This is a genomic window from Flavobacterium sp. (assembly GCF_965262375.1).
Taxonomy (GTDB): Bacteria; Bacteroidota; Bacteroidia; order Flavobacteriales; family Flavobacteriaceae; genus Flavobacterium.
This window is the reverse complement of record NZ_OZ253527.1, coordinates 861,688-887,020: the sequence shown is the minus strand read 5'-3', so window position 1 is coordinate 887,020 and position 25,333 is coordinate 861,688. Positions and strand designations below refer to the sequence as shown.

23 protein-coding genes are annotated in these 25,333 nt (G+C 33.1%); 13 read left to right on the top strand and 10 right to left on the bottom strand.

Annotated elements, in window-relative coordinates; genetic code table 11:
* Positions 1–179: 179 nt before the first annotated feature.
* The 3 genes from thiH (at position 180) to ACQY29_RS04070 (ending at position 3,078) form a co-directional block, all read left to right on the top strand.
* A complete protein-coding gene (gene thiH, locus ACQY29_RS04080; RefSeq protein WP_428223971.1) occupies positions 180–1,289 on the top strand; it encodes a 2-iminoacetate synthase ThiH in 1,110 nt (369 codons plus the stop codon).
* A gap of 90 nt (positions 1,290–1,379) precedes the next feature.
* Positions 1,380–2,366 carry a glycosyltransferase gene (locus ACQY29_RS04075; RefSeq protein WP_428223970.1) on the top strand — a complete coding sequence of 329 codons (987 nt, stop codon included), beginning with the start codon at positions 1,380–1,382 and terminating at the stop codon, positions 2,364–2,366.
* Between the two features lies 1 nt (position 2,367).
* The gene (locus ACQY29_RS04070; RefSeq protein WP_428223969.1) at positions 2,368–3,078 is read left to right on the top strand and encodes a HesA/MoeB/ThiF family protein; all 711 of its coding nucleotides are present in this window, start codon (positions 2,368–2,370) and stop codon (positions 3,076–3,078) included.
* On the opposite strand, the gene ACQY29_RS04065 is transcribed toward ACQY29_RS04070, so the two are convergent.
* Positions 3,075–3,860, bottom strand: a complete 786-nt coding sequence (locus ACQY29_RS04065) for a hypothetical protein (RefSeq protein WP_428223968.1) — start codon at positions 3,858–3,860, stop codon at positions 3,075–3,077. The two genes, ACQY29_RS04070 and ACQY29_RS04065, sit on opposite strands and share 4 nt — an antisense overlap.
* A gap of 3 nt (positions 3,861–3,863) precedes the next feature.
* Positions 3,864–4,034 carry a hypothetical protein gene (locus tag ACQY29_RS04060; protein ID WP_428223967.1) on the bottom strand — a complete coding sequence of 57 codons (171 nt, stop codon included), beginning with the start codon at positions 4,032–4,034 and terminating at the stop codon, positions 3,864–3,866.
* A gap of 292 nt (positions 4,035–4,326) precedes the next feature.
* Between ACQY29_RS04060 and ACQY29_RS04055 the strand changes: the two genes are divergently transcribed.
* Positions 4,327–5,493 (top strand): Fic family protein, encoded by a 1,167-nt coding sequence (locus ACQY29_RS04055; RefSeq protein ID WP_428223966.1) that lies wholly within the window; start codon positions 4,327–4,329, stop codon positions 5,491–5,493.
* A gap of 106 nt (positions 5,494–5,599) precedes the next feature.
* Positions 5,600–5,827: a VF530 family DNA-binding protein gene (locus ACQY29_RS04050; protein ID WP_428223965.1), complete on the top strand. Its 228-nt coding sequence runs from the start codon at positions 5,600–5,602 to the stop codon at positions 5,825–5,827.
* Here ACQY29_RS04050 and aat read toward each other — a convergent pair.
* The 3 genes from aat to ACQY29_RS04035 form a co-directional block, all read right to left on the bottom strand.
* Positions 5,824–6,459, bottom strand: a complete 636-nt coding sequence (gene aat / locus ACQY29_RS04045) for a leucyl/phenylalanyl-tRNA--protein transferase (protein ID WP_428223964.1) — start codon at positions 6,457–6,459, stop codon at positions 5,824–5,826. The two genes, ACQY29_RS04050 and aat, sit on opposite strands and share 4 nt — an antisense overlap.
* A gap of 129 nt (positions 6,460–6,588) precedes the next feature.
* Positions 6,589–6,987, bottom strand: a complete 399-nt coding sequence (locus tag ACQY29_RS04040; RefSeq protein ID WP_428223963.1) for a DUF3127 domain-containing protein — start codon at positions 6,985–6,987, stop codon at positions 6,589–6,591.
* 11 nt (positions 6,988–6,998) lie between these two features.
* Positions 6,999–7,874, bottom strand: coding sequence for a flavin reductase family protein (locus tag ACQY29_RS04035; protein ID WP_428223962.1), 876 nt, complete (start codon positions 7,872–7,874; stop codon positions 6,999–7,001).
* Positions 7,875–8,105: 231 nt separating this feature from the next.
* Here ACQY29_RS04035 and ACQY29_RS04030 point away from each other — a divergent pair, with 231 nt between their 5' ends.
* The gene (locus ACQY29_RS04030) at positions 8,106–9,263 is read left to right on the top strand and encodes a sensor histidine kinase (RefSeq protein ID WP_428223961.1); all 1,158 of its coding nucleotides are present in this window, start codon (positions 8,106–8,108) and stop codon (positions 9,261–9,263) included.
* Complete coding sequence (locus tag ACQY29_RS04025) at positions 9,254–10,366, top strand: NAD(P)/FAD-dependent oxidoreductase (protein ID WP_428223960.1); 1,113 nt, start codon at positions 9,254–9,256, stop codon at positions 10,364–10,366. The genes ACQY29_RS04030 and ACQY29_RS04025 overlap by 10 nt, the downstream gene beginning before the upstream one ends.
* Here ACQY29_RS04025 and ACQY29_RS04020 read toward each other — a convergent pair.
* From ACQY29_RS04020 to ACQY29_RS04010, 3 genes are all read right to left on the bottom strand, one after another.
* Entirely contained in the window at positions 10,363–12,963 is a 2,601-nt protein-coding gene (locus ACQY29_RS04020; protein WP_428223959.1) for a hypothetical protein, read from the bottom strand. The two genes, ACQY29_RS04025 and ACQY29_RS04020, sit on opposite strands and share 4 nt — an antisense overlap.
* Positions 12,963–13,739, bottom strand: a complete 777-nt coding sequence (locus ACQY29_RS04015; protein ID WP_428223958.1) for a GLPGLI family protein — start codon at positions 13,737–13,739, stop codon at positions 12,963–12,965. Before ACQY29_RS04015 ends, ACQY29_RS04020 begins: the two co-directional genes overlap by 1 nt.
* Before the next feature lie 65 nt (positions 13,740–13,804).
* The gene (locus tag ACQY29_RS04010; RefSeq protein ID WP_428223957.1) at positions 13,805–14,032 is read right to left on the bottom strand and encodes a hypothetical protein; all 228 of its coding nucleotides are present in this window, start codon (positions 14,030–14,032) and stop codon (positions 13,805–13,807) included.
* 121 nt (positions 14,033–14,153) lie between these two features.
* On the opposite strand from ACQY29_RS04010, the gene ACQY29_RS04005 reads away from it, so the two are divergent.
* The 6 genes from ACQY29_RS04005 to ACQY29_RS03980 all read left to right on the top strand — a co-directional run bounded on the left by ACQY29_RS04005 (position 14,154) and on the right by ACQY29_RS03980 (position 22,491).
* Positions 14,154–14,543 (top strand): helix-turn-helix domain-containing protein, encoded by a 390-nt coding sequence (locus ACQY29_RS04005; RefSeq protein WP_428223956.1) that lies wholly within the window; start codon positions 14,154–14,156, stop codon positions 14,541–14,543.
* Positions 14,544–15,275, top strand: a complete 732-nt coding sequence (mtgA, locus tag ACQY29_RS04000) for a monofunctional biosynthetic peptidoglycan transglycosylase (RefSeq protein WP_428223955.1) — start codon at positions 14,544–14,546, stop codon at positions 15,273–15,275.
* Between the two features lie 4 nt (positions 15,276–15,279).
* Positions 15,280–15,984: a hypothetical protein gene (locus ACQY29_RS03995; RefSeq protein WP_428223954.1), complete on the top strand. Its 705-nt coding sequence runs from the start codon at positions 15,280–15,282 to the stop codon at positions 15,982–15,984.
* Positions 15,985–16,039: 55 nt separating this feature from the next.
* On the top strand, positions 16,040–16,879 hold the full coding sequence (locus tag ACQY29_RS03990) for a DUF4349 domain-containing protein (RefSeq protein WP_428223953.1): 840 nt from the start codon (positions 16,040–16,042) through the stop codon (positions 16,877–16,879).
* 2 nt (positions 16,880–16,881) lie between these two features.
* On the top strand, positions 16,882–18,519 hold the full coding sequence (locus tag ACQY29_RS03985) for a S41 family peptidase (RefSeq protein WP_428223952.1): 1,638 nt from the start codon (positions 16,882–16,884) through the stop codon (positions 18,517–18,519).
* A 219-nt stretch (positions 18,520–18,738) separates the two neighbouring features.
* Positions 18,739–22,491 (top strand): fibronectin type III domain-containing protein, encoded by a 3,753-nt coding sequence (locus ACQY29_RS03980; protein ID WP_428223951.1) that lies wholly within the window; start codon positions 18,739–18,741, stop codon positions 22,489–22,491.
* A gap of 141 nt (positions 22,492–22,632) precedes the next feature.
* On the opposite strand, the gene ACQY29_RS03975 is transcribed toward ACQY29_RS03980, so the two are convergent.
* Together ACQY29_RS03975 and ACQY29_RS03970 are read right to left on the bottom strand one after the other, a co-directional pair.
* Positions 22,633–23,079 (bottom strand): GNAT family N-acetyltransferase, encoded by a 447-nt coding sequence (locus tag ACQY29_RS03975; RefSeq protein ID WP_428223950.1) that lies wholly within the window; start codon positions 23,077–23,079, stop codon positions 22,633–22,635.
* A 144-nt stretch (positions 23,080–23,223) separates the two neighbouring features.
* Entirely contained in the window at positions 23,224–25,245 is a 2,022-nt protein-coding gene (locus tag ACQY29_RS03970) for a LysM peptidoglycan-binding domain-containing protein (RefSeq protein WP_428223949.1), read from the bottom strand.
* Positions 25,246–25,333: the final 88 nt, after the last annotated feature.

The following is a 25,333-nucleotide window of genomic DNA, read 5'->3' as shown; positions in this document are numbered from 1 at the left end:
CCTGTTAGGTCTCGAGTTAGGTCACGATTTGACTTGAGGTTAGGTCTTGACCGTGGGCCCGCACCCCGACGTAGGTGGAGCTCTTTTACTATGAAACGCAGTGGAATAGTAAAAAGCGGGAACCGAAGGCGGATAAGGTGCCCAAATAAATAATTAACCATTTGACACAATATTAAAAAATGAGTTTTAAAACGGTTTTTGATACGTATTCTTGGGAAGCTGTAGCCGAGCGGATAGCAAAGGTAACCGCTGTAGATATTGAACGGGTGTTACACAAACCCAAACGTACTGTAGAAGATTTTATGGTGCTATTGTCCCCTATAGCACAAGACTATTTGGAACCTATGGCACAATTAGCACAGCGGTTGACTCAGAAACGTTTTGGAAAAACCATTCAGTTATATGCGCCGATGTATTTGAGCAACGAATGTCAGAATATTTGTACGTATTGTGGGTTTAGCTTAGACAATAGAATCAAACGCAAAACGCTTAGCGATACGGAAATTCGTCAGGAAGTAGCAGCTTTGAAAACGATGGGTTATGAACATGTGCTGTTGGTTACTGGTGAAGCCAACTATACCGTGCATATAGGTTATTTTTTGAATGCGATCGAGGTGATTAAAAAAGATTTTGCTAATATTTCGGTGGAGGTGCAACCGCTTTCGCAGGAGGAATATGAGCAATTACACGAGGCTGGTGTGTATTCGGTACTGGTTTATCAGGAAACCTATCATAAGGAAGTGTACAAACAATATCATCCGAAGGGGAAAAAATCGAATTTTGATTTTCGATTGGATACGCCTGACCGTGTGGGAGGTGCGGGTATACACAAAATTGGCTTAGGAGTTTTGTTAGGCTTGGAGGATTGGCGCGTGGATAGTTTTTTCAATGCCTTGCATATTGACTATTTGCAGAAAACGTATTGGAAAAGTAAATACTCGGTTTCGTTTCCACGATTGCGACCAGCTGAAGGGATTATTGAACCCAATTTTATTATGGAGGATAAGGATTTGTTGCAGTTGATTTGTGCCTACCGGATTTGGAATGAGGATTTGGAAATTTCTATTTCTACTCGCGAAAATGAGCATTTTAGAAATCATATCATCCCCATTGGGGTGACCACCATGAGTGCGGGTTCTAAAACCAATCCTGGAGGCTATGTGGTGGACCCTGAAACTCTGGAACAGTTTGAAACCAGTGATGAACGTTCGGCTAGTGAAATAGCTGCCTTGATTGCTTCCAGAGGGTATCAACCTGTTTGGAAAGATTGGGATAGGGTGTATTTTTAAACATTTTTTTAAATTAACTATCAAATCCGTCTAAAACAAAGTAATTTTGGAGCACAATTGTAATTTTAATCGTTTTAAAATTTTGGCAACATGAAAATCGTTTTAGTACAAAATTCAAAACTACCAGTAACTTTATATGGTGGTACCGAAAGAGTGGTGTGGAGTTTAGGTAAAGCATTGAGTCAGTTAGGGCACAGTGTTGTTTTTGTGTGCCAAAAAGTTTCAGATTGCGATTTTGCTGAAATCATAGATATTACCAATATTACAGATATAGCAAGTGTGATTCCTAAAGATGCTGATATTATACATTATCATTCAAATTTAGAAATTGCCGATCAAGTCAATATCCCTTATATTTTTACTTTACACGGGAATATAAAAGAACAGGCTCCTATGAACAAAAATGTAGTTTTTGTATCCAAGAGCCATGCTGAACGTTATGGTTCTGATTCTTATGTGTATAATGGATTGGATTGGAATGACTATACCATTCCAGATTTTACAGTAAAAAGGCAAGGTTTTCATTTTTTAGGTAAAGCAGCATGGCGCATCAAAAATGTAAAAGGGGCTATAACAATCATCAAAAAGATAAAAAGTAAACTAAAAGTTCTAGGAGGCTACCGTTTTAATATATCTATGGGAATTCGTTTTACTTTTTCCCCTAGAATTCAGTTTTATGGTATGATTGGTGGTGCTGCTAAAGATAAGCTAGTGAATAGTTCCAAAGGGCTTCTATTCCCTGTAAGATGGCACGAACCCTTTGGTTTAGCTATTATTGAAAGTTTATATTATGGTTGTCCTGTATTTGGCACACCTTATGGTTCCTTACCTGAATTAATCACTCCTGAATATGGTTTTTTAAGTAACTCATCGGAGGAATTAGCTAATGCAATGTTGCATGTAGACCAATACGATCGAATGGCATGCCACGAATATGCTAAAACCAAATTTAACGCGCTTACTATGGCTGAAAACTATTTGGAAAAATATCAATTAATTTTATCAGGAAAAACCCTGAATACAGAAAATCCAATACTTAAAGAGACTACTGAAGACAAATTTTTACCTTGGACATAAAATGTTACAAATTACCGACTACCTCCGTTTTTCCAAACATTTACTCGTACCCGAAATAGGAGAATCGGGTCAAATGAAGATAAAAAACGCTAAAGTTTTAGTAATTGGTGCAGGAGGTTTAGGCTGTCCTATTCTACAATACCTTACCTCAGCGGGTGTTGGTACTTTAGGTATCGTCGATTTTGATACCGTAGCTTTACATAATTTACATCGTCAAATTTTATACACCGAGACGGCTATAGACAAACCTAAGGTTCAAGAAGCTAAAAAAGTATTGGAAAAACTCAACCCACTAATCAATATTGAGGTCTTTGAAGAGAAAATAACGAAAGAGAATATTGAACGTATCCTAGCGCCTTTTGACATTATCGTGGACGGTTGCGACAATTTTAGTACGCGTTATTTAGTGAATGATACTTGCGTAAAGATGGGAAAACCTTTGGTTTACGGTAGTATTTTCAGATTTGAAGGACAACTAGCCGTTTTTAACCATCAAGGAAGTAAAGACTTAAGAGCAATTTTCCCTGAAGCTCCTCCTGCAGAGGATGTCCCTGATTGTTCTTTAAATGGTGTTATGAGTAGCTTACCTGGAATTATTGGCACCATGATGGCGCAAGAAACACTTAAAGTAATTATAGGTTTACCCACATTGCGCAACGAACTGTTGGTGTTTTCAACTTTAGAATGGAACTTACAACGACTGCGATTTTAGGCATCTAAAATTAGTGCTTGTTGCATTTCCTCTTCTGTAGGTTCTGCGACTTCTTCTAAGGCAAAATACCTGAAATTGATATTGATAATATCCGAATTGGGTATCACTAAATAGCGACTTGGAATGACATAATAATCGGCATCTTCTGCATTGTCTTTTTCGAAATAACGACGAATAGGATTGCGCAAATGCACCGCTTCTAAGTCTCCATTATTATTGACGTAATAATTAAAATATTCACCCGTATAAAGTACTGTCTTACCATTGACTTTACAAAGTACATTGATGATTTTATCGGTGATTTCCTCGTAATGGTCGGGTACATCAGGAAAATCCAAACATTCGCCTGTGAAAATATAATGCCATTTATTTGAAAATCGGAAGTATCGAATGGAAGTATCCAATTTCATTTTACGTACAAACTTTCTAAAAAAGTAGCCTAGAACGAAAGACAAGCCAAACAAACTGAAATTATACGCAAAAATAGCATATTTGTATTCTCCTAATTGTCGGAAACTCTCTTCGGCTTTGTTAGAGGCGGTAACCCCTAAAATTAGATTACCTAATTGTTCAAAATCGACATAGTAAGTAGAACTATTTTGTAGAATTCCAATAAAAAGCGTGTGTAGCGTAAGCGATGGAATAATAGACCAAGTGAGTTCGTTTACCAAATTAATATTGGCACTATTCACACTGAGTTTAGAAGAATTGTAAGCACTACGTGCCAAAAAGCCAGGGGCTAATATGATAAAAAGCAGTATGGTAGTAAAGGCAATATTCACTTTTTATCCCAGTTCTCTGACTTTAAAGTATTTTTCACCAATTTTAATCAATTGGGTTTGTCCACTTGCTGAACTGATTTTATGAGCAATACGCACTAGTCCGCTACCTATTTCAGGGCTTCTGTGCGCATTTGGTTTATAAAACTTGATGCCAAAAAGATTTAGCCTACTCATTTTTGTAACTATTTAGAATTCAAATATACAGTATTTTCTTTTAGATTATCAAAAACTGTACAAGTTTAGTTTATTTAACTAATTTAAAATTTTGTCCATAGAATTTGAATCAATTTTTTAAATATTTTAATTACTAATGTTAAATGTTTAAATTCAACAATCCAAATAATAATTGTATTTTTACACATACAAACTAGTGATTAAAAAGGAGTTAAGATAAAAATTTTGAATTACTATATTCGAGAAGTTGAAATCTTTAAAATCATAATTTGAAAAATCATAATTAAAAAAAATGAGTCAAGCTACTTTTAAACCCTATGACTTGAGACTGATTATACCAAGTTTCGATTCTAAGTTAACAGACTTAATTATTGAACTGGAACATTTAAGAAAGAAAACACTAGGAGGTTCAACTCATCCTCAAGTATTTTTCCAATTAAAACATTTATTCCATACGTTGGAAAGTATTGGTTCAGCAAGAATTGAAGGCAATAACACCACCATAGCAGAATATATTGAAAGTAAACTCGATACAAATGATTCAGAAAAAAAACTAGCCTATAACATAATTGAAATTCAGAATATAGAGAAGGCTATGAAGTTTATTGAAGAAAACATCCAAGACTACCCAATAAACAAAAATTTCCTAAGTGAAATACACAAAATTATTGTTAAAGATTTACCTCCTCCTCCCCATGGCGAAGGTGACTTGACTCCAGGAATTTATAGAAATAAAAACATCAAGATTTCAAACTCTACACACATACCTCTTGAATCTTTTCTGATGGATACATATATGGATGAACTTTTAACATTCATTAATACTGAAAACGCGACCAAATATGACTTATTGAAATCAGCTATAGCCCATCATCGATTTGTTTGGATTCATCCATTTGGAAACGGAAACGGTAGAACCGTTCGGCTATTTACCTATGCAATGCTAATAAAAAATGGATTTAATATTAATGTAGGTCGAATAATAAATCCAACAGCTGTATTTTGTAGTAATAGAAACGATTATTACAACTATCTTTCCAAGGCTGAAGAAGGTAACGAACAAGGCATATTAGAATGGTGTGAATATGTACTAAGAGGATTGAAAGAAGAAATTGAAAAGATTGACAAATTAAGTGATTACGAATATCTAAAAAAAGAAATACTTATTCCATCCATTCATTTCTCATTGGATAGGCATATAATTAATGAAATGGAATCAAAAATTTTAAAGGAAACCATTGAGAAGCAAGTTGTACAAAATTTAGATTTTGAAAAATTTTTCAAAGGAAAAGCAAAGTCCGAAATTTCTAGACAAATCAAAAAATTGATTGACAAAAAAATGCTTATCCCTGAACATAAATCAGCAAGGAAATATGTACTCAGATTTGACAACAATTTCCTATTAAGGGGTATCATTAAAATGCTTGATGAAAAAGGGTTTTTACCGATTAGAGACTAAGAAAATAAATATTTGAGTAGTTTGTAATAGGAAATAATCAAAATGAAAAAGTTAAAAGTCATTTTTCGACTAAATTTGTTGACCAATAATTCCAATACAACCAAATATGCAACAAACCTCAAACGACCCACTTCACGGCAAAACATTAAAAGTAATTGTAGAAACTTTAGTTGATTTTTATGGCTTTGATACCTTGGCTGAATTGATACCCGTCAATTGTTTTACAAATAACCCTTCTATCAAATCGACTTTGACTTTCTTACGCAAAACCGATTGGGCTAGAAAAAAAGTGGAAGAGTTGTATGTAAGGACTTTACCGAAGTTAGAGGGTTAACCCTTCAAAACCCTCAAAAAATCCGCTCTCGAAATTTCAAAGCACCCCAAACTCGCTAAATGGTCGTTATACACTTGACAGTCCAGTAAAATATAATTATTGGTTTTCAAGTAATTAACCAATGCTATAAAAGCTACTTTAGAAGCGTTACTCCTCAAGGCAAACATACTTTCCCCACAAAATACAGGTTTCATATCCACTCCATAAAGACCGCCTACCAGCGTGCCATCCTGCCACACCTCAACCGATACGGCTTTACCCATGGTATGTAATTCGGTATACGCCTCAATCATTTCGTCCGAAATCCAAGTACCATATTGTCCTGGTCGATATACCTGTTGGCAATTGAGCATTACCTCTCGAAAAGCAGTATTAAATGTAACCTGATAAATGCCTTGATTCAACACATTACGCATACTTTTTGAGGGTTTGAACGTTTCAGGAATCAAAACCATACGTTCCTCAGGACACCACCACATAATGGGGTCACCATCATCAAACCATGGAAAAATACCATTTTGGTATGCCAACAATAATCGCTCAATAGACAAATCGCCACCCATGGCTAAAACACCTTCTGGAGAAGTTTCTGTTGCAGGTGGAAAATAAAGTTCTTTGGTTAGGAAATACATTCTTTTGAGAAAATAGAAAATAGACTGAAAGAAAATAGACTCGAAGAAAATAGATTAAATAGAAATGTCACACCTCGACAAGCTCAGTATGACATTTTTATAATTAAATTCTAAAATCTAAACCTGAAATTAGAATGGTAAATCATCGTGTTCTTCTTCATTAAAGCTAGGCGCTGGTTCAAATGCTTGAGCCGCAGGCATTGGAGGCATTTGCTGAGACATTGCTGGTTGTCCCATTGGCGCTTGTTGCATAGGTTGCATACGCTCAATTCTCCATCCTTGAATAGTGTTGAAATATTTAGCCTCACCCTGTGGGTTTATCCACTCACGGCCACGTAAATTGATAGATACTTTTACCATTTCTCCTACTTGAAAGTGATTCAAATCATCCACTTTAGCCTGAGTAAATTCAACCATAATATGTTGTGGATATTGCTCATCTGTAGTAACCACTAACTCTCTCTTCTTGAATGATGCACTAACCTCTTGTGTTGGGTTAATCACTTTAATTCTTCCTGTAACTTCCATAAAACGTGTATTTATATTTTTGCTAACAACACTTTCCAAGCAGAAAGGATGTCTTGTTTTTCTAAATAATCTTTAGCCAATTGATTTACATTTAATCGGTCATCAGAACTCAATGCACCCTTTAGTGCAATACTTTCTTGGGCAAAGATAGCAATTTCTTCCTCGCTTGGCAAGGCTTCGATATTCCCAAGCATCCCTAAATCGTTTCCGCTGAAAAAAGCATCGTTTTTAATATGCGCTGGAATTGCATCCACCCCAATACCAAGAGTTACCAAAGGTTTAGGCACTTCAAACAAACCCATGTTAGAACGGCTGTACCAATTACCTCCTAAACGTGCCACTAAGTCAATTTTGTGTTGGTCAATCACCCCATTTTCATCTAAAATAGCTTCACTGATGTGCAATTTTACCACTTCACAAATTATCAAGTTCCCTGCACCACCTTCGGTTCCTAAAGCGATTACTTCGTTTACTTTACATTCAAATTGCACAGGCGATTCCGCTACTCGGAATGGTTTTACCACATCCGAAGCGATAGGGGTTAAACCTGCTTTTTCAAACTCATTAACACCTTCAGCATATTCCGTACTTGAAAGCGACATCTGCTGAACGATGTCATAATTCACCACATTTATAACTACTTCTTTAGTGGCCAAAGCATTTTCTAAAGTATGCTTAGTGGTATTGCCACGCACTCTTCTTGCGGGTGAAAACACCAAAATAGGTGGATTGGCACTAAACACATTAAAAAAACTAAAAGGCGACAAATTTTGTCGTCCTTCCGCATCTACGGTACTCGCAAAAGCAATAGGACGCGGTGCAATAGCTCCTTGCAAATAAGCTTGCAATTGTGGAGTAGCTAATTCAGCTGGTGAAAAACTTTTCATTCGTTAAACAGATTTGGAACAAAAATAAGAAAAGAAGCAAGATTACAACGTGCTCCATTTCAATTTAAATTTAGTAAATCGTAAAAAATAAAATTTATAAAAAAAGACACCATCACAAACAATACACTCAAACAAAAGCAGTTAAAGTAAACACACGGCTAAAAAAGGGAGCATTACTTTACTACAAAACTTTTCAATACGTTTTACTATATTTACCATTCAACAATACGCATGAATTTTTCAGAAAAAAACAATACTGTTCGTTGGCTCCTCGTAGGCTTTTCTTTCCTCATCATTCTTTTGATTTTGTGGAATACGTATGTTTTGGTAAAAATATTCCGAAATGAAGAACGCAACAAAATGGAACTTTGGGCAACAGCACAAAAAACTTTACAAAACGCTACCGATGAAACGGAAGTGGATTTGCCTTTACAAATTTTAACTAATAATCAAACCATTCCAACCATCCTTTTGGATGAGAAAGACAACCTAATAGGGCATGCCAACACACCACTTAGCGAAGAGGATTTTAAAAAACCTACGAAAGTAAAAGAGCTTATTGCCTTATTCAAACAAAGCGGAAACAAAATTGACATTGAATACGTGGAAGGTCAGCATCGCTATTTGTATTATACCGATTCCGCTTTGCTCAAACAGTTGAAATATTACCCTATTGCACTCATTTCCATTATAGTATTATTTGGTGCTTTGGTGTACAATTATTATCGAACAAATAAAATTTCTGAACAAAGTAAACTTTGGGCAGGTATGGCTAAAGAAACCGCCCATCAAATAGGCACCCCGCTTTCCTCCTTAATTGGTTGGGTAGAAATCATGAAGGCTGATAATGTAGATGAAACCATCGTCACCGAAATTGAAAAAGATGTTATTCGCTTACAAAATATCACCGACCGTTTTTCTAAAATTGGTTCAGAACCTAACTTAGAAGAAAAAGATTTGGTTACTGAAACCAAACTTATTTACGACTATCTCGCTTCGCGTTTCGAAGGGCAAGTCTTGTTTCAATTTTATGCCCCAGAAAAACCTTTGACGGTACGTTTGAACCCAACTTTACACAGCTGGACCATAGAAAATTTAGTCAAAAATGCCATCGATGCTATGCGTGGTCGCGGAAGCATTGGCATCATATTAGAAGAACAAGGAGATTTTGTTAAAATAAAAATTTCAGATACGGGTAAAGGAATAGCGCGAAATCAGTTCAAGAAAATATTTGAACCCGGTTTCACAACTAAAAAACGCGGTTGGGGTTTAGGGCTATCGCTTACTAAACGCATCGTCGAAGAATATCATAAAGGCAAAATAAAAGTATTACATTCTGAAATCAACAAAGGGACAACCTTCCAAATTAGTTATAAAAAATGCATTTAAGTTATTGGGAATTAAAAAACTGGTTTTCATCTATTGATTATACCATCGTAGGAAGTGGTATAGTAGGGCTACATACCGCTTTACGATTGCGCGAGCGCTTTCCTGAAAGTCGAATTCTTATCCTTGAAAAAGGAATGCTCCCCGAGGGTGCCAGTACTAAAAATGCAGGTTTTGCTTGTTTTGGTTCCTTGTCTGAAATTATCGACGATTTAAAAACACATACCGAAGAGGAAGTGTTACAATTAGTTGAAAAAAGATGGAAAGGTCTACAATTACTCCGTAAAAATCTAGGAGATACTACCATCGATTTCAAACCTTATGGGGGTTACGAATTATTTTTAGAAGACGACGATAGTACGTATCAAGAGTGTTTGCAAAAGATGCCTTTTGTCAACGAGATGTTGCGTCCGTTATTCAAAACTGATGTTTTTGAAAAACAAATCGACCGATTCAACTTTGCAAAAATCAAAGAATACAGTATTTTCAATACGTTTGAAGGACAAATTGATACAGGGAATATGATGCAAGCTTTAGTCAAAAAAGCCCAAGAGAACCGTATTTTTATTTTAAACAATCAAACCGTAACTGATTTTTCGGACAATAGTAATCTAGTGACCGTAGCTCTAGGTGATTTTAGTTTTACTACAAAAAAACTGTTGTTTGCTACCAATGGTTTTGCCAGTGCACTCACACAAGGCGAAGTAAAACCCGCACGCGCACAGGTATTAATTACCGAGCCCATCCCTAATTTAGACATCAAAGGGACTTTTCATTTGGATAAAGGTTATTACTATTTCCGAAATATTAATGACCGTATCCTTTTCGGTGGGGGACGCAATTTAGACTTCGAAAGCGAAACCACTACTAGCCTTGAACAAACGGCTTTAATTCAAAACCGATTGGAAGAAATTTTAAAAACCGTAATTTTGCCCCAGCAAGATGTCAAAATCGCCCACCGTTGGAGTGGCATTATGGGCGTAGGCGCTCATAAAAAACCTATAGTAAAACCATTATCAGATAATGTATTTTGTGGCGTACGCATGGGCGGCATGGGCGTAGCTATAGGCAGTATAATAGGACAAGAATTAGCAGATTTGGTTTAAAATTTAAAAGTAACATACAACAAAAAATGTCTTGGTATTATATTGCTTTGAAAATACGTATTTTGAATATCGGTAGCTGTATTTTCGAAATAATTTTCAACATTAAGAATATTATTACCTTTTAAAACAAAATCAAAATCTTTCAACTTCGGTATTTTAAATTTAAAATTACAATCGACAATCTTAAAAGTATTACCATTAGCTAAATTTGGAGAAATGAATTTTAATTGACTACTAAAAACAGCTTTCTTAGAAAATTTACAAATCATTTTAAATTGATTTTCTAATGATTTATTTTCAAAACCTAAATTATTGTTACTTGTTGAAGAGAATTTATTATAAAGAATTTTATAATGAAAATTAAGAGGAAATTCTAATATAGTGCTAAAGAAAACATTACAGCTAAGATTTGAAATTATATTATTACGATTTTCTCCCTCAAAAATATTATTATAATCACTTATCGAATATGCCAATCCTCCTTTTATTACAGTTTTTAAAGGAGAAATTAGCTTCTCAAAATTTGAATCAATAGACTTGGTGTATTGTTTATTTTCACTCTGAAAAAAGGTTGAAACAAAATAATTATCAGTAATAGCGTTTTCACTAATTAGATTATTATTTGTAACAGTATAACTCAAATTAGTCATTATATTTATATGCTTTTCCTCATCGATGAATCTGTAAGTAAAGTCAACAGATTGATTTCTCTGAAAGCGCAAGGAATGATTATATTTTAAAACATTTCGATTGCTCGATATTATAAAATTGGTAAACAAATTCCCATCATTTGGTTCTGAATGTTTATTATTGAAAGCTAATACAAATCGATTCTTTTTTAAAAACACATATTTTAATAATAAATTAGAATTCAAGTATGTTGCTCTTTTTTCGTTCTCATTATTTAAAACTTCATCTACTAAAGCTTGATTGACATAAAAAACCTTTACACTCGGGGCAACTGAAAAATCTTTGTATTTATAAAACAACCCAAATTCTGAAAATACATCTTTAGTGTTATACTTAACATCATTAGTACTATTGAAAGTATCACTGCTTATTAATTTAGATGAATTAATAACTTCTTTATAATTAAAACCAGCGCTAAAAGAATACTTTAAACCTCTATAGTTCCCAAGAACAACAAGTTTATTTAATATAGATACCTTTTTAAAATTCGACTCTTGAAAGCTAAAAAAACTGGCATTTTCATCATTTTTAATAGTTAAATTTTGAGGTAAATTATGATAAGCAGTAATCGTACTGTACGTTAAAGCAGTATTTTCATTTAATCGTTTAGTCAAATCAATTTTAATTTTTTCAAAAAAACTATAAGTAGTTATATCAGTTTTGAAAAGATTAAGATTATTTTGATTCTGCAACAAAAAAGAATTAACGTTATCTTCCTGAAATTGATTTTCAACAATTAATAAAGATTTAGAGGTAAAAAAACTATTTAGAGTAAGTTTTATTTTTTTTGAAAATGGCTTATATGAATAATTATTTGAATCATCGAAAACTACATTGTTTGAAAAAAAAGATTGGTTTCTTTCAAATTGTGTAAAAGCGTCATTAGAAGCGTATAATTCAGTTTTTAAGTTAGTTTTTTTATTAAATTTTACTAAAAAATTATAATTTCCTTCTAATTCATTATTTTCAGAAGAATAAATCAAGTCCATTCTTTTAGATACCTTAATATCATTTAACAGACTTTTAGCGAACACATCTTCCTCATCAAAAAATGATTTAGTTTTTTTATAAATAGGTTCAATTTGACTATAATTTTCACCCACGTTATTATAGCCAAATTGAAAAAAAGATTTGTAATCATTAATTAAGAAAATATTATTCAAATTAAGGTCATTTCTAGGTTTGATATTACTATCGTAACCCGAACCATAAGTACAATCCCCAGAAACACCAAAACTTCCTTTTTTTAATTTTAAATTAATTGCAACTACATCAGAATTCTCTATTCCTTTCAATAGTGGATTTGCAGAGAAATTATCAATGGCTTCAATTTTGTCAATCATGGCAAGAGAAATATTCTTGGTGCCTACAGCATAATCTTTACCAAATAAATCATCATCTTCTATTTTAAGTGCGGTAACAGTTTTCCCATTGTATTTAATATTTCCATTATTAACTTCAAATCCAGGAATTTTAGTCAATATCTCACCCAGCTTTCGTTCAGTACCATCACTATACATTTTAGGATTATAAACTACTGTATCTTTCTTAACTACAACTTTTTCATTTTTTATAACAACTTCATCTAAGATTTTAGATTTTTTAACGAGCTTGAAATCAAACGTATAATTCTTAGACTTATCAAAGTCAAAAAGAGTTTCAGATGCAATTTCATAACCATAAGCAGACACTTCAAGTTTAATTTTTTTATACTCTTTTTTAAGGTTAATTTGAAATCGACCTATACTATCCGTTTTAAAATATTCACTAATAACATTGTCTTTTTCAATGTCTCTTATATAAATATTCGCTCTTAATGCAATTTGATTATCAGACACTTTACCTGTTAAAGTTTGTGAAAAAGTCACCGTCGATATTAGTAATAATGCTAATAGTATTCTTAACATTACTGACTAATTTTATTTAAAGCGGGAATTAAACCTTCAGGAATATCAATTAAAAACGCTGTCGATGACTTTTCATGAGTAGGAAAAGTAATAGTTGCACCATTTTCGTTCATTTTTGCTATTTTTGCTCTCTTTTTATTAGTCAAAATCTCAGTTACTTTTTTGTCGTATTCCTCTTTCATTAGATATTTTTTACTCAACATATAATCTTTAAGTTTATTAAAGAGAACAATATCAACTTTATTTTCTATTTTATTGAGAATATATTTACGATTTATAGTTACATCTGTAACTTCTACTAAAAGTCCAGGATTATTGTTTAACTTAATAGGGCCAAAATTCAAAGGAACCTCAGTAGTAAACCAAATATCGTATTCTTTTCCATATGCTTTATGAATTAATTGTTCACAATCAAAATCTCCAATTTTTTTATGTTTACCCGTAAATTTATATGCTCCATCTACATCCAAACCAACTTGATAAATTATTTCATTTCCATAAAGTGGAATTCTAACGATAGAGCTTTTTTCTGTAGAATAAATTACTTTTGAGATTTCATCATTCTGTGCAAAATGGAAAACATCATCTGTTGAATGCTTTTCATCCAAACCACTAGTTCTCAAATCATTTAATTTAAATATAGACTCATTGTTTTGAATTAACAAAATAGCCGTACATATAGACATATCGTTTTCAAAATAATCGTATGTAATTTGTGTTTGAGCAAATAAAGCAAAGGATAAAAAAGAAAATACACTTAAAAAAATAGTTTTCATAGTTTCAAAAATTTAAAAGGCTGTTAATATAACAGCCTTTTGTAAATAATATTGTATTAATTTTATTACTCAACAGCAAGTAATTTTTTTAATTTCTGATAACATTCACTTCCTGTACAACTACATTGAATAGTTATTCTATCACCATCAGAATTTGTTCCAGTACAAGAAACTACATTAACTTTAGTAACTTCAGTTTTTGGCAACTCAATTTTAATTGTTTTAGTCTCTTTAGTGTTTGCAAAAGTAGTTACACTAGCTAGCATAAGCATGCCAAATAATAATTTTTTCATAATAATTTTTTAAAATGTTATAAAGCAAAATTATACCCTGTGCAATTTATAAAAAAACACTTATTAAAAATAAAAAGTACTTTTTGGTAAAAAATAATTACTTTTACGAAAAAATCCTAAAATGGAAATAGAAGATATTTTAAGCAAGATAAAAGAAAATCGAAAAAAAAAGGGCTTTTCATATGAAACTATGGCACTCGAAATGAATACTTCAACTGCTGCATATAGAAAAATTGAGATGAATCAAACAAAATTAACGGTTGAGCGATTATTTCAAATTTCTGAAATTCTTGAAATTCCCTTAGCGAACCTTTTAGACATCAATAATAAAAACATTCTGCATCAGATAAATAGAGAAACTTCAACTGGTTATTTACAGCAAATAGAAAATTTTCATCAAGAGAATATTGATAAATCTCAAAAAATAGAAAATTTATATGAAGCAAGATTAAGAGACAAAGATATTTTAATAGAGAACTTACAAAAAACCATTGAATCACTTACTAAATAAATGGCAACCAAAAAAACAACCAAATCAAAATCCAAAACACAACCAGTAACTTTTATGGGCAAGGTGAAACGTTTTATATGGAAATGCTTCCTTTGGTTCAATCTTATTTCTATAGCCATGGTGGTTTTATTCAAATTTGTCCCTGTTCCTTTTACGCCACTTATGCTTATCCGAGCTATAGAGAATAAGGCAGAAGGCAAAGAAATGAAATGTGCTCACGACTGGGTGCCCATTGAAGATTTATCTATGAATTTGCAAAAAGCGGTTATCTCTAGTGAAGACGGTCTTTTTTTACGTCATAACGGTTTTGATTTCACCGCTATGAACAAAGCATTTAAAGGCAATTTGAAAGGAAAAAAGTTAAAAGGGGGAAGTACAATTTCACAGCAAACAGCCAAAAATGTATTCTTATGGCAAGGACGCAGTTATGTGCGTAAAGTTTTAGAAGCCTACTACACCGTGCTTATCGAATTGATATGGGGTAAAAAACGCATTATGGAAGTGTATCTCAACAGCATCGAAATGGGCGATGGAGTGTATGGGGCTGAAGCGGCTTGTCAATATTGGTTTCACAAAAGTGCTAAAAGCTTAACCAAATACGAGGCAGCCTCTATTGCAGCAATTTTGCCCAACCCTCGTAAATACAAGGCCGTAGGTTCGTCGAGTTATGTGGAACGCAGAAAAAACAAAACCATACGTGTGATGCGTCATGTGGGACAATTAGAGTATTAGCTTTATGAAACAAATACTATCAAAGAAAAGTCTATGGCTTTTACAAAAGTTTTTTTGGATTATCATTGCCCCACTACTCGTAGGTGTATTTGCATTTTTTATCGGAACGTTATGCTCTTTCCTACTCAGCCAAATGGGTTTCGTATCGCACATAGATGCGCTAGAAACTAAACGAATCATTCAAGCTATCCACCCTTCTTTATTTCTAATTATTGGGTGTTTTGTAGCTCCAATCTTCGAAGAATATATTTTCAGATTCCCACTAACTAAATTCACATACAAACAACTACTCTATTCCTTTTCAGCCTACTTCATTTTAAAGTCATTTAGCAACCGAGAATTTTTATTGCATCCTAGTTGGAAAAACTTCGACTTAGCATTTTTAGCCATTGGTTTAACCATCATAATTGTTGTTTATTTTTCTAAAGTAAACATCCTTGAAAAAGCTATTCCTTGTAAATTCAAAACCCCTTACCTAGTAATTTCAGTTCTATTTTTTGGATTTTTACATACCTATAAATTAATTACATTTCAACAAATACTAAGCGTACAATTGTTGTTCCTCACCACACTAACACTTCCATATATAGGCTTAGGAATCTATTTTTCATTTTTAACGCAACGCTTTAATTACAACCACGCTGTTTGGGCACATATTCTTAATAATTTAAGAACTTTTTTGATACTATATTTTATCACAAAAACATAGTTGGCTACATTTTTGATATAGAAATTAATACGTCTAATCTTATCATTTCTATATCATGAAAAAGTATTCATTTTTTCTCATATTATTGTGCTACAGCATAAGTTGCAAAGATGAAGTAGCAAGCGCCGAAGAGGCCGTAGCTGTCAAAGAAATTAATATTCAATCTTCAGAACTAAAAGACAAGAAAGTTGCTTATGATGTGGCAGCACAAAAAGAAACAAGCTTGAGTACTCCTAGTGAAAACACAAAAATTATAAAATCAGCACAGCTACGATTTGAATCAAACAACATCGACGAGACTTATCTTCAAATTCAAAAAATTGCTACAACTGCAAAAGCTACGATTACTAGTGATATTTCAGGAAAAGAATATGATGCTATTTTTAGAAATTTAACTATTCGTATCCCTAATAAAAATTTCGATTCATTTATTGCAACTATCAGTCAGGGTGTTAAGCATTTTGATACGAAAGAAATTACACAGCAAGATGTAACCGAAGAATATATTGATGTTGAATCTCGAATGTTAGCCAAGAAAAAGCTAGAAGCGCGTTACTTGCAACTCTTGCAAAAAGCAACCAAAATCTCCGAAATGTTGGAAATTGAAAAACAATTATCCGCCATTCGAGAGGAAATAGAAGCCAAAGAAGGACAACTTAATTATATGCAAAACCGCGTGTCATTTAGTACAATTACTATTGAAATGTACACTTCAAGTCCAACAGAAAGTGGTGCCACCATTTCTTATGGAGGTAAAATTTGGAATGCTATACAATCCGGTTTTAATGGTTTATCCAATTTTCTGTTAAGTGTGCTTAGTATTTGGCCCTTTCTTCTTATTTTCGTGGGACTATATTTCTATATCAGAAAAAGGTTTATAAAGAAAAAAGACTAACTATGTTGCAATCCATTAAAAAACGCTATATCCTTCCGGCAATTGCTGGAGGTTTCCTTTTTGTAGGTGCAAGTTTCAAAGACGATTTCTTTGAAATTGCGAAACAAATAGAAATCTTCACTACGCTATTCAAAACGGTTAACATGAATTATGTTGACCAGACTAATCCTGGACAATTGATGGATAAAGGCATCAAAAGTATGTTGGCAGAACTTGACCCTTACACCAACTATTTTAACGAAGCCGATGTGGTGCGCTTTAAAATTAACAACACTGGCGAATACACCGGTATAGGTGCTATGATTACCCGCAAAGATGGAAAGACTTTCATACGCGAACCCTATAAAGGCTATCCTGCCGATAAAGCGGGTTTGAAGGCAGGGGATGAAATCGTTCAGATAAACGATGTACTCTTGACCGAATTCAAAGAAGATGTTTCGCAACTACTCAAAGGAGCTAAAAACACCAAAATTGATGTCAAATACAAACGAAATGGTGAACTCAAAACAGCTCAAATTATTTTAGATGAAGTAGATGTTAAAGCAGTTCCTTATTTCGGCATGACCGATGCGAAAACGGGTTACATCGTATTATCGCAATTCAATGCTAAAGCTTCTTCAGAAACACGGGAAGCACTTGAAAAATTGAAAGACCAAGGCGCAACACAAATTATTTTAGATTTACGTGGGAATCCTGGCGGTTTACTTCACGAAGCCGTTAATATTTGCAACCTATTTGTGCCTGCTAATGAAGTTATCGTAACTACAAAATCAAAAATTGAAAAACACAATAATGTGTATAAAACCTCTAAACAACCTGTTGATTTAGAAATTCCATTAGCTATCATTGTCGATGGAAAAAGTGCTTCGGCCAGTGAAATTGTTTCAGGTGCCTTACAAGACCTAGACCGTGCTGTGGTGTTAGGAAGCCGTAGTTTTGGTAAAGGTTTAGTACAACGTCCAATCGATTTAACCTATGGTACTCAGGTAAAAGTAACCATATCGCGTTATTATACTCCGTCTGGAAGATGCATACAAGCCTTAGATTATTCGAAACGCGATGCTAATGGCAAAGCGATTAAAACAGATGCTAAAAATTTCAATGCGTTTAAAACCCGTAAAGGAAGAACAGTTTATGATGGAGGTGGTATACAACCCGATATCGAATTAGAAGATACTAAAACCAGTACTATTGCGGAAGCTTTACAAAGAGGTGACGCCATTTTTAATTATGCAACGCAGTACTATTACAAAAAACCAAACTTAGGTACTGCAATTCCAACCCTTACAGAAGCAGACTTTGTTGATTTTAAAAACTTTTTAAAAACTCAAAAATTCTCTTTTGATACCAAAACGGAATTGGCATTAAAAGAAGTTTTGGAACAAGCTAAAAAGGAAAAAATTGATGCCAACATCAAGTTACAATACGAAGCTTTACAAAGTGCATTACAAAAATCGGATGAGATAGAGTTAGATAAAAACAAATCTGAAATTATCCATTTACTTAAAGACGAACTTATCAAACGATACCAGTACAAAGAAGGTTTGTATGAATATTATACAAAAAACAATTCGGTTATAAAACGTGCTACCCAATTACTGAATACAAATGGAGAGTATAATAAAATTTTATTGAAGTAAAGAAACAAAATTTGATTAATAGCTGTGAAATAAAAATAATGATTAATAAATAACTATTCGTTTTTTTTCATTTTCAATATAATTAATAACATTGTTTTATTAAGTCCTATATGTATATCATAAAAACACTCTTTTAATCACAAAAACAACATATGTAGAAATCCGACTACAATAAAAACAAAGTGTTAACTGTAATTTTGACCGAAATTTTAGCTATAAATGAAGAACAAAATTACTTATTTATTTTTTGCTTTAAGCATAGGTACATTTGCACAAAATCAAGTAGAAAAGAGCAAGGTAATCAAGAATTATAACTTGAAGCTTTTGACTGAATTTGAAAAAAAAATACGTGTACAAGAAAATAAAGATAGAAAAGCAGTTAAGGAATATGCAACAAAAAAAAATATTCCTTTAAGAACAGTAGATAGCACAGGTACAGTACGTGAATTGCAACGTATTTATAACGGGAAGCCTATTTATTTTGAAACAAATAATGAAGCTGCAGCAATTTCTACACGTACACGTTCTTTGAATTCTGGGGGCAGCCTCGGTTTGAATTTAGAAGGACAAAACATGAATATTGGCGTATGGGATGCAGGTTATGCAAAATTAACTCACCAAGAATACGACGGGATAGGTGGTCAAAATAGAGTTCAAAGTATGGATACTGCTTTTGAAAATATTGCAGGTCAAACTATGCAGGTAAGTCACTCTGCACATGTAATAGGTACAATAGCCTCATCTGGAGCTAATCCATTAGCAAAAGGAATGGCACCACAAGCGAAGGTAAAAAGCTATATATGGAACAATGCACTATCTGAAACAACGACAGAAGCAAAAAACGGTCTACTGATCTCAAGTCATTCCTATGGTGATTCAGCATATGATGGCGCAGGAAATTATCTAGTGGACGATTATTATGCAGGTGCTTATATAGATTTATCTAGGGATTGGGATAACTTAATGTATAATTCACCTTCATACCTAATGGTTACATCAGTAGGTAATAGTGGTGCTCAAAACACTTCAAGTAGACCATTATTATCTGGCTATGATAAAATTCTAGGGTACAAAACCTGTAAAAATGCTCTTGTCGTAGCAAATGGACAAGATGCAGTTATAGATACGAATGGTAATTTGATTAGTGTAGAAATTCATCCCACAAGTAGTCAAGGACCAACAGACGATTTACGTATTAAGCCAGACATTACTGGAAATGGAACACAGGTATTTTCGACGAATCATGATGGAGACACAAATTATACCACTAAAACGGGTTCCTCAATGGCAACACCTAATGTTTCAGGAACAGCCTTATTGCTTCAACAACATTTTAATAACTTGAATGGTCGTTATATGAAAGCGTCAACCTTAAAAGGGTTAATCTTACATACCGCTGACGATGCAGGTATAGCTGGACCAGACGCAGTATACGGTTGGGGTTTGATGAATGCTAAAAAAGCTGCAGAGGTAATTACTAACAAAAATAAATTTTCTAGAATTCAAGAATTGTCTATTTCTAATGGTCAAACACTTGAATTTCAAGTAGAAAGTGATGGTATAAACAATCTTGTTGCTTCAATTTCTTGGACAGATCCAGCAGCTACAACATTATCCACATTAGTGAATGACAATACTGCTAAATTAATCAATGACTTAGATATAAGAATTTCTAAAGACGGAATTAACTTTTTTCCTTGGAAATTAACTAGTGCAACAACTAATGAATTAGGTGATAACAATAGAGATCCCTATGAAAAAATTACAATAGCAAATGCTAGTGGTTTATACACTGTTAGAGTGAGTCATAAAAAAGCGAGTTTACAAGGGCGTTTACAAAATTTTTCTCTGATAATTTCAGGTTTAAAAGAATTACCATCTTGCGTATCTAATATTCCTACAAATATTAAACTTCATAAAATTAACACCACCAGTGTAACATTATTTTGGGATTCAAATGTAAACAACCATTATACTGTAAGCTATAAAAAAGCCATTGCTTCAACATGGACAGATATTAATACTACAACAAATAGCATAAATTTAACTGGATTATCTTCGTATACTAATTACAATTTACGAATCAGAAATACTTGTGATTTTTCAGAATATTCAGATTTTTCACAAATATTCGATTTCAAAACACCACTGACTAACGATAACACTGCTCCAACAGCACCTACTAACCTATCAAGTGCTAATATTACAACCAATACTGTACAACTAAATTGGTCTAGCTCAACTGATAACATAGCGGTTAGAAATTATGAAATCTACCAAAATAATATTTTAATTGGAACTAGCCTTAATAATTCCTTTACAGTTTCAGGTTTGACGGCTAATACCAATTATACATTTTCTGTAAAAGCAGTAGATACCAATAACAATTATTCTACAAGCAGTAATACGATTAATGCAACCACATTAAGCAATATTGTAATCGATACAACTGCTCCAACTGCACCTACTAACCTATCAAGTGTTAATGTTACCACCAATTCAGTTCAGTTAAATTGGACTCCATCAATTGACAATGTAGCAATAAAAAATTATGAAATCTACCAAAATGGCATTTTAATTGGAACTAGCCTTAATAATTCCTTTACAGTTTCAGGTTTGACAGCTAATACCAATTATACATTTTCTGTAAAAGCAGTAGATACCAATAACAATTATTCTACAAGCAGTAATACGATTAATGCAACCACATTAAGCAATATTGTAATCGATACAACTGCTCCAACAGCACCTACTAACCTATCAAGTGTTAATGTTACCACCAATTCAGTTCAGTTAAATTGGACTCCATCAACTGACAATGTAGCAATAAAAAATTATGAAATCTACCAAAATGGCATTTTAATTGGAACTAGCCTTAATAATTCCTTTACAGTTTCAGGTTTGACGGCTAATACCAATTATACATTTTCTGTAAAAGCAGTAGATACCAATAACAATTATTCTACAAGCAGTAATACGATTAATGCAACCACATTAAGCAATATTGTAATCGATATAACTGCTCCAACAGCACCTACTAACCTATCAAGTGCTAATATTACTACTAATTCTGTTCAGTTAAATTGGACTCCATCAACTGACAATGTAGCAATAAAAAATTATGAAATCTACCAAAATAGTATTTTAATTGGAACTACAATAACTACTTATTTTGCAGTTTCAGGTTTGACGGCTAATACCAATTATATATTTTCTGTAAAAGCAGTAGATACCAATAACAATTATTCTGCAAGCAGTAATACTATTTCGATTAAAACTCAAGAAAATATAATAGTTGTTCCTAATTATTGTAATTCAAAAGCAAATTATAGTACTTCAGAATGGATTGATTATGTAGAATTAAATCAAATAAAAAATCAAACAGTTTCAGCTAATGGATATTCAGATCATACCGCAATAGAAACAAATTTACCAATAGGAAACAATACAATAACGCTTAGTACGGGTATGCGTTATGCAAGCAGTTATACGAAATTTAATTTTACAGTTTGGATTGATTATAACAAAAATGGAGCATTTGAAGTAACTGAAAAAGCAGTTAACACAAGTAGCTATTCAAATTTGAATTTAACAAATCAGTTCACAGTACCTGCAAATGCGAGTTTAGGTAAAACGAGAATGCGTATTCAAATGAAAACTACTAGTCCGACAACTTCAGCTTGTGATACATTCTTATATGGCGAAGTAGAAGACTATACAGTTAATATTACAAGTACAATAACAAATCAATCTGTAGAATCGTTAGAATCTCAACTTATACCAGAAATATATCCAAATCCAGTAAGCGATTATCTGAATATTCGAGCAAATTCAGATTATGAATTATTCAACTCACTTGGAAATCTAATGAAATCAGAAAAAAACGCTACAAAAATTGAAATGAGTGGCTATCCTGCAGGTATATACATTTTGAAATCTCAAAATAAAACATATAAAATTATTAAGAACTAAGTAAATTTAAAAAAAGGGCTGTCAAAAAAAAGACAGCCTTTTTTTATAAAAAGGTTTAATTATATGCATAAATATAGATCAAGATTCATTAGCTAAGAATTTTCACGCAATTAAATTAAAAATTAGCAAGTACATAAATATTTAAATCTTTTTCATCGCAACATGCGGAATATCATCTTCTAAATACATTTCGGAAGTTTGCACAAAACCGTGGCTTTGATAGAATTTAGTTAGATATTGTTGTGCCGAAATTGTAATGGCTGTAGTTCCATAACTAGAACTTATCGTTTCAATAGCCACTTGCATCAATTCATGTCCTAATTTTAAGGCACGGTATTTTGGAGCAACCACTACCCTACCTATAGAACTTTCCTCGAAATAATCGCCAGCATCAAACAAACGACAATAACTAGCCAAATCTTCTCCGATATAACCTAAGACATGAATCGCTTTACCATCTTTGTTATCAATATCTAAATACACGCAATTTTGCTCCACTACAAAGACTTCTGAGCGCAAATATAGTACTTGATATAGTTCTTCAGTAGAAAGCTCCTTAAAACGCTTTATTTTAAATATTTGTTTCATGAATTACGAATTTAAAAGTAAAAGTATCGAAAATAATAGATACTTGGAAAACTTGAGGTATAAACTAAAAAAACCTAACAGGTCTCAAAGTCCTGTTAGGTTTAAATTACATTACAAAAAAAGAACACCTAGGCGTTCTCTTCATTATATTTTTAATTTCATTCCTGGTTGCAATTCATTCTCTTTAATGTTATTCTTTTTACGTAACTCAGCAACCGTAGTATTCATTTTCTGAGAAATTTTAAATAAAGAATCTCCTTTTTGAACTACATAAAGACGTTGTTCTTCAAATAACGACTTCTTTTTAGGCGCCTCTGGAACTACAGTGGTTTGTTTTTCAATTTTAAGCTTTTGTCCTACATTAATATTATTAGAAACTAAACCATTCCATTGCATAACCGCTTCCACCGACACTTTATGTGAACGGGCAATACTTCCAATATTATCCCCTTTTTTAACCACATAGTCTTCGCTTACAACTAGCATTTCAGGTTTAGGTTCCGCTAACTTAATAACATCACCAGGATTTACTACTGCTCCCACTTCTAAATGGTTCCATTTTTTTAAATCAGAAACATAAACGCGGTATTTTTTTGCAATAGCATATAAAGTTTCACCAGGTTGCACGGTATGATGAGCACTCGCTGTATCTTTAACGGCTACCGCATCTTCTACTTTCGATTTAACCTCTCTAGTCGCTTTTACCTTAGGTTCTTTTACAGTAGCTTCAGCTAAAACAACTGGTTCAGGTTCTTGAACAGCGTGAGCAGCCACCGTGTTACTTTCATCATACTTAATACGAAGTTTAGCACCAGTTCTGGCCTGAGTTCCTTTCAAGCGGTTCCATTTTTTAATATCGGCAACAACTACATTGTACTTTTCAGCAATTTGAGACAAGTCCTCTCCTTTGCGAACCGTATGGAATTTTTGCAATAAAACCTTTTTAGGTTCCACTTTAACAATAGCTTCTTGAACTACCGTTTCCGTTCCTAAAGTATCTTTTACAATACGAGGTTTAACAGTTTTGATAAAAGGTTTTTCACGTCTGCTTTCTTCATAATCCACATACGCATACACTTTATCTTCATTAGAAGCTAAAACTGCAATTTTCTTTTTGGGCAAACAGATAAAATTAGTTTTTCCTGTTACATAAGGAACCACTTTCATTTTATAAGATGGATTCAAAAATTCAATTTCTGATTCCGATATGTCTAATAAGCTAGCTAATTGTTTGAAGGAAACTTTACGTTTTAAAGCAATAGTATCCGTTTCAAAATGTTTAACCACCGGCTTATAAGGCACCATACCATGTTCTTTGTGGTATTCAAATATGTACATGGTAGCTAAGAAAGCAGGAACATAGCCTTGCGTTTCTCGCGGTAACTTATTTTTGATGTTCCAAAAATTTTGAAATCCACCCGAACGACGAATCGCTTTACTTACATTACCCGCACCTGAATTATAAGATGCTAAAACCAATTCCCAATCGCCAAAGATTTTATACATCCCTTGCATATATCGTGCTGCCGCGTCAGTAGCTTTGTACGTATCTTTACGCTCATCTACATACGAATCGATTTTTAAGCCGTATTGCTTTCCTGTTTCAAACATAAACTGCCACAAACCAGTAGCCCCTACTCTGGAAACCGCACTTGAACGTAAAGCAGATTCAACAATTGCCAAATATTTAATTTCTAGAGGCACATCGTAACGTGCCATAGCTTCTTCAAACAAAGGAAAATAATACTGAGATAATCCCATCAAACGCTCATATGAACGTTTACGATTCTTAAGAAAATTTTTAACTAAATTCTCTAATTGTGGGTTGTATTCAATATTGAAAGGCGATTTTTCATCCATTAAACGCAAACGTTCTTTGAACAAATCGGTAGGTAAATCAAAATCCACCTTGGCATTCAAATCTAGGTTTTTGATGTCCGAAACGATACCATCAAAAATATCTTGAGTATTCGATAACTCCTTGATGTATTGATTATCGATACAATCCGAAGTTTCATCTGCTATAAATGTTTTTTTAATAGAATCCAAATAGGAAACTTTAACCACTGGTTTCACAACAGAATCTTTGACAATTCCTTGTTGACCAAAAGTGACACAGGCAGATAAAAGTAAAAATAGATTGAGGGCTTTCTTTTTTCTAATCATCAGCTTTAATTTACAAATAACTTATTTTCAGCTATTTATGTTAGATTTACAAACATAAAACCTAAATTTGAATAATAACAATAAAAAG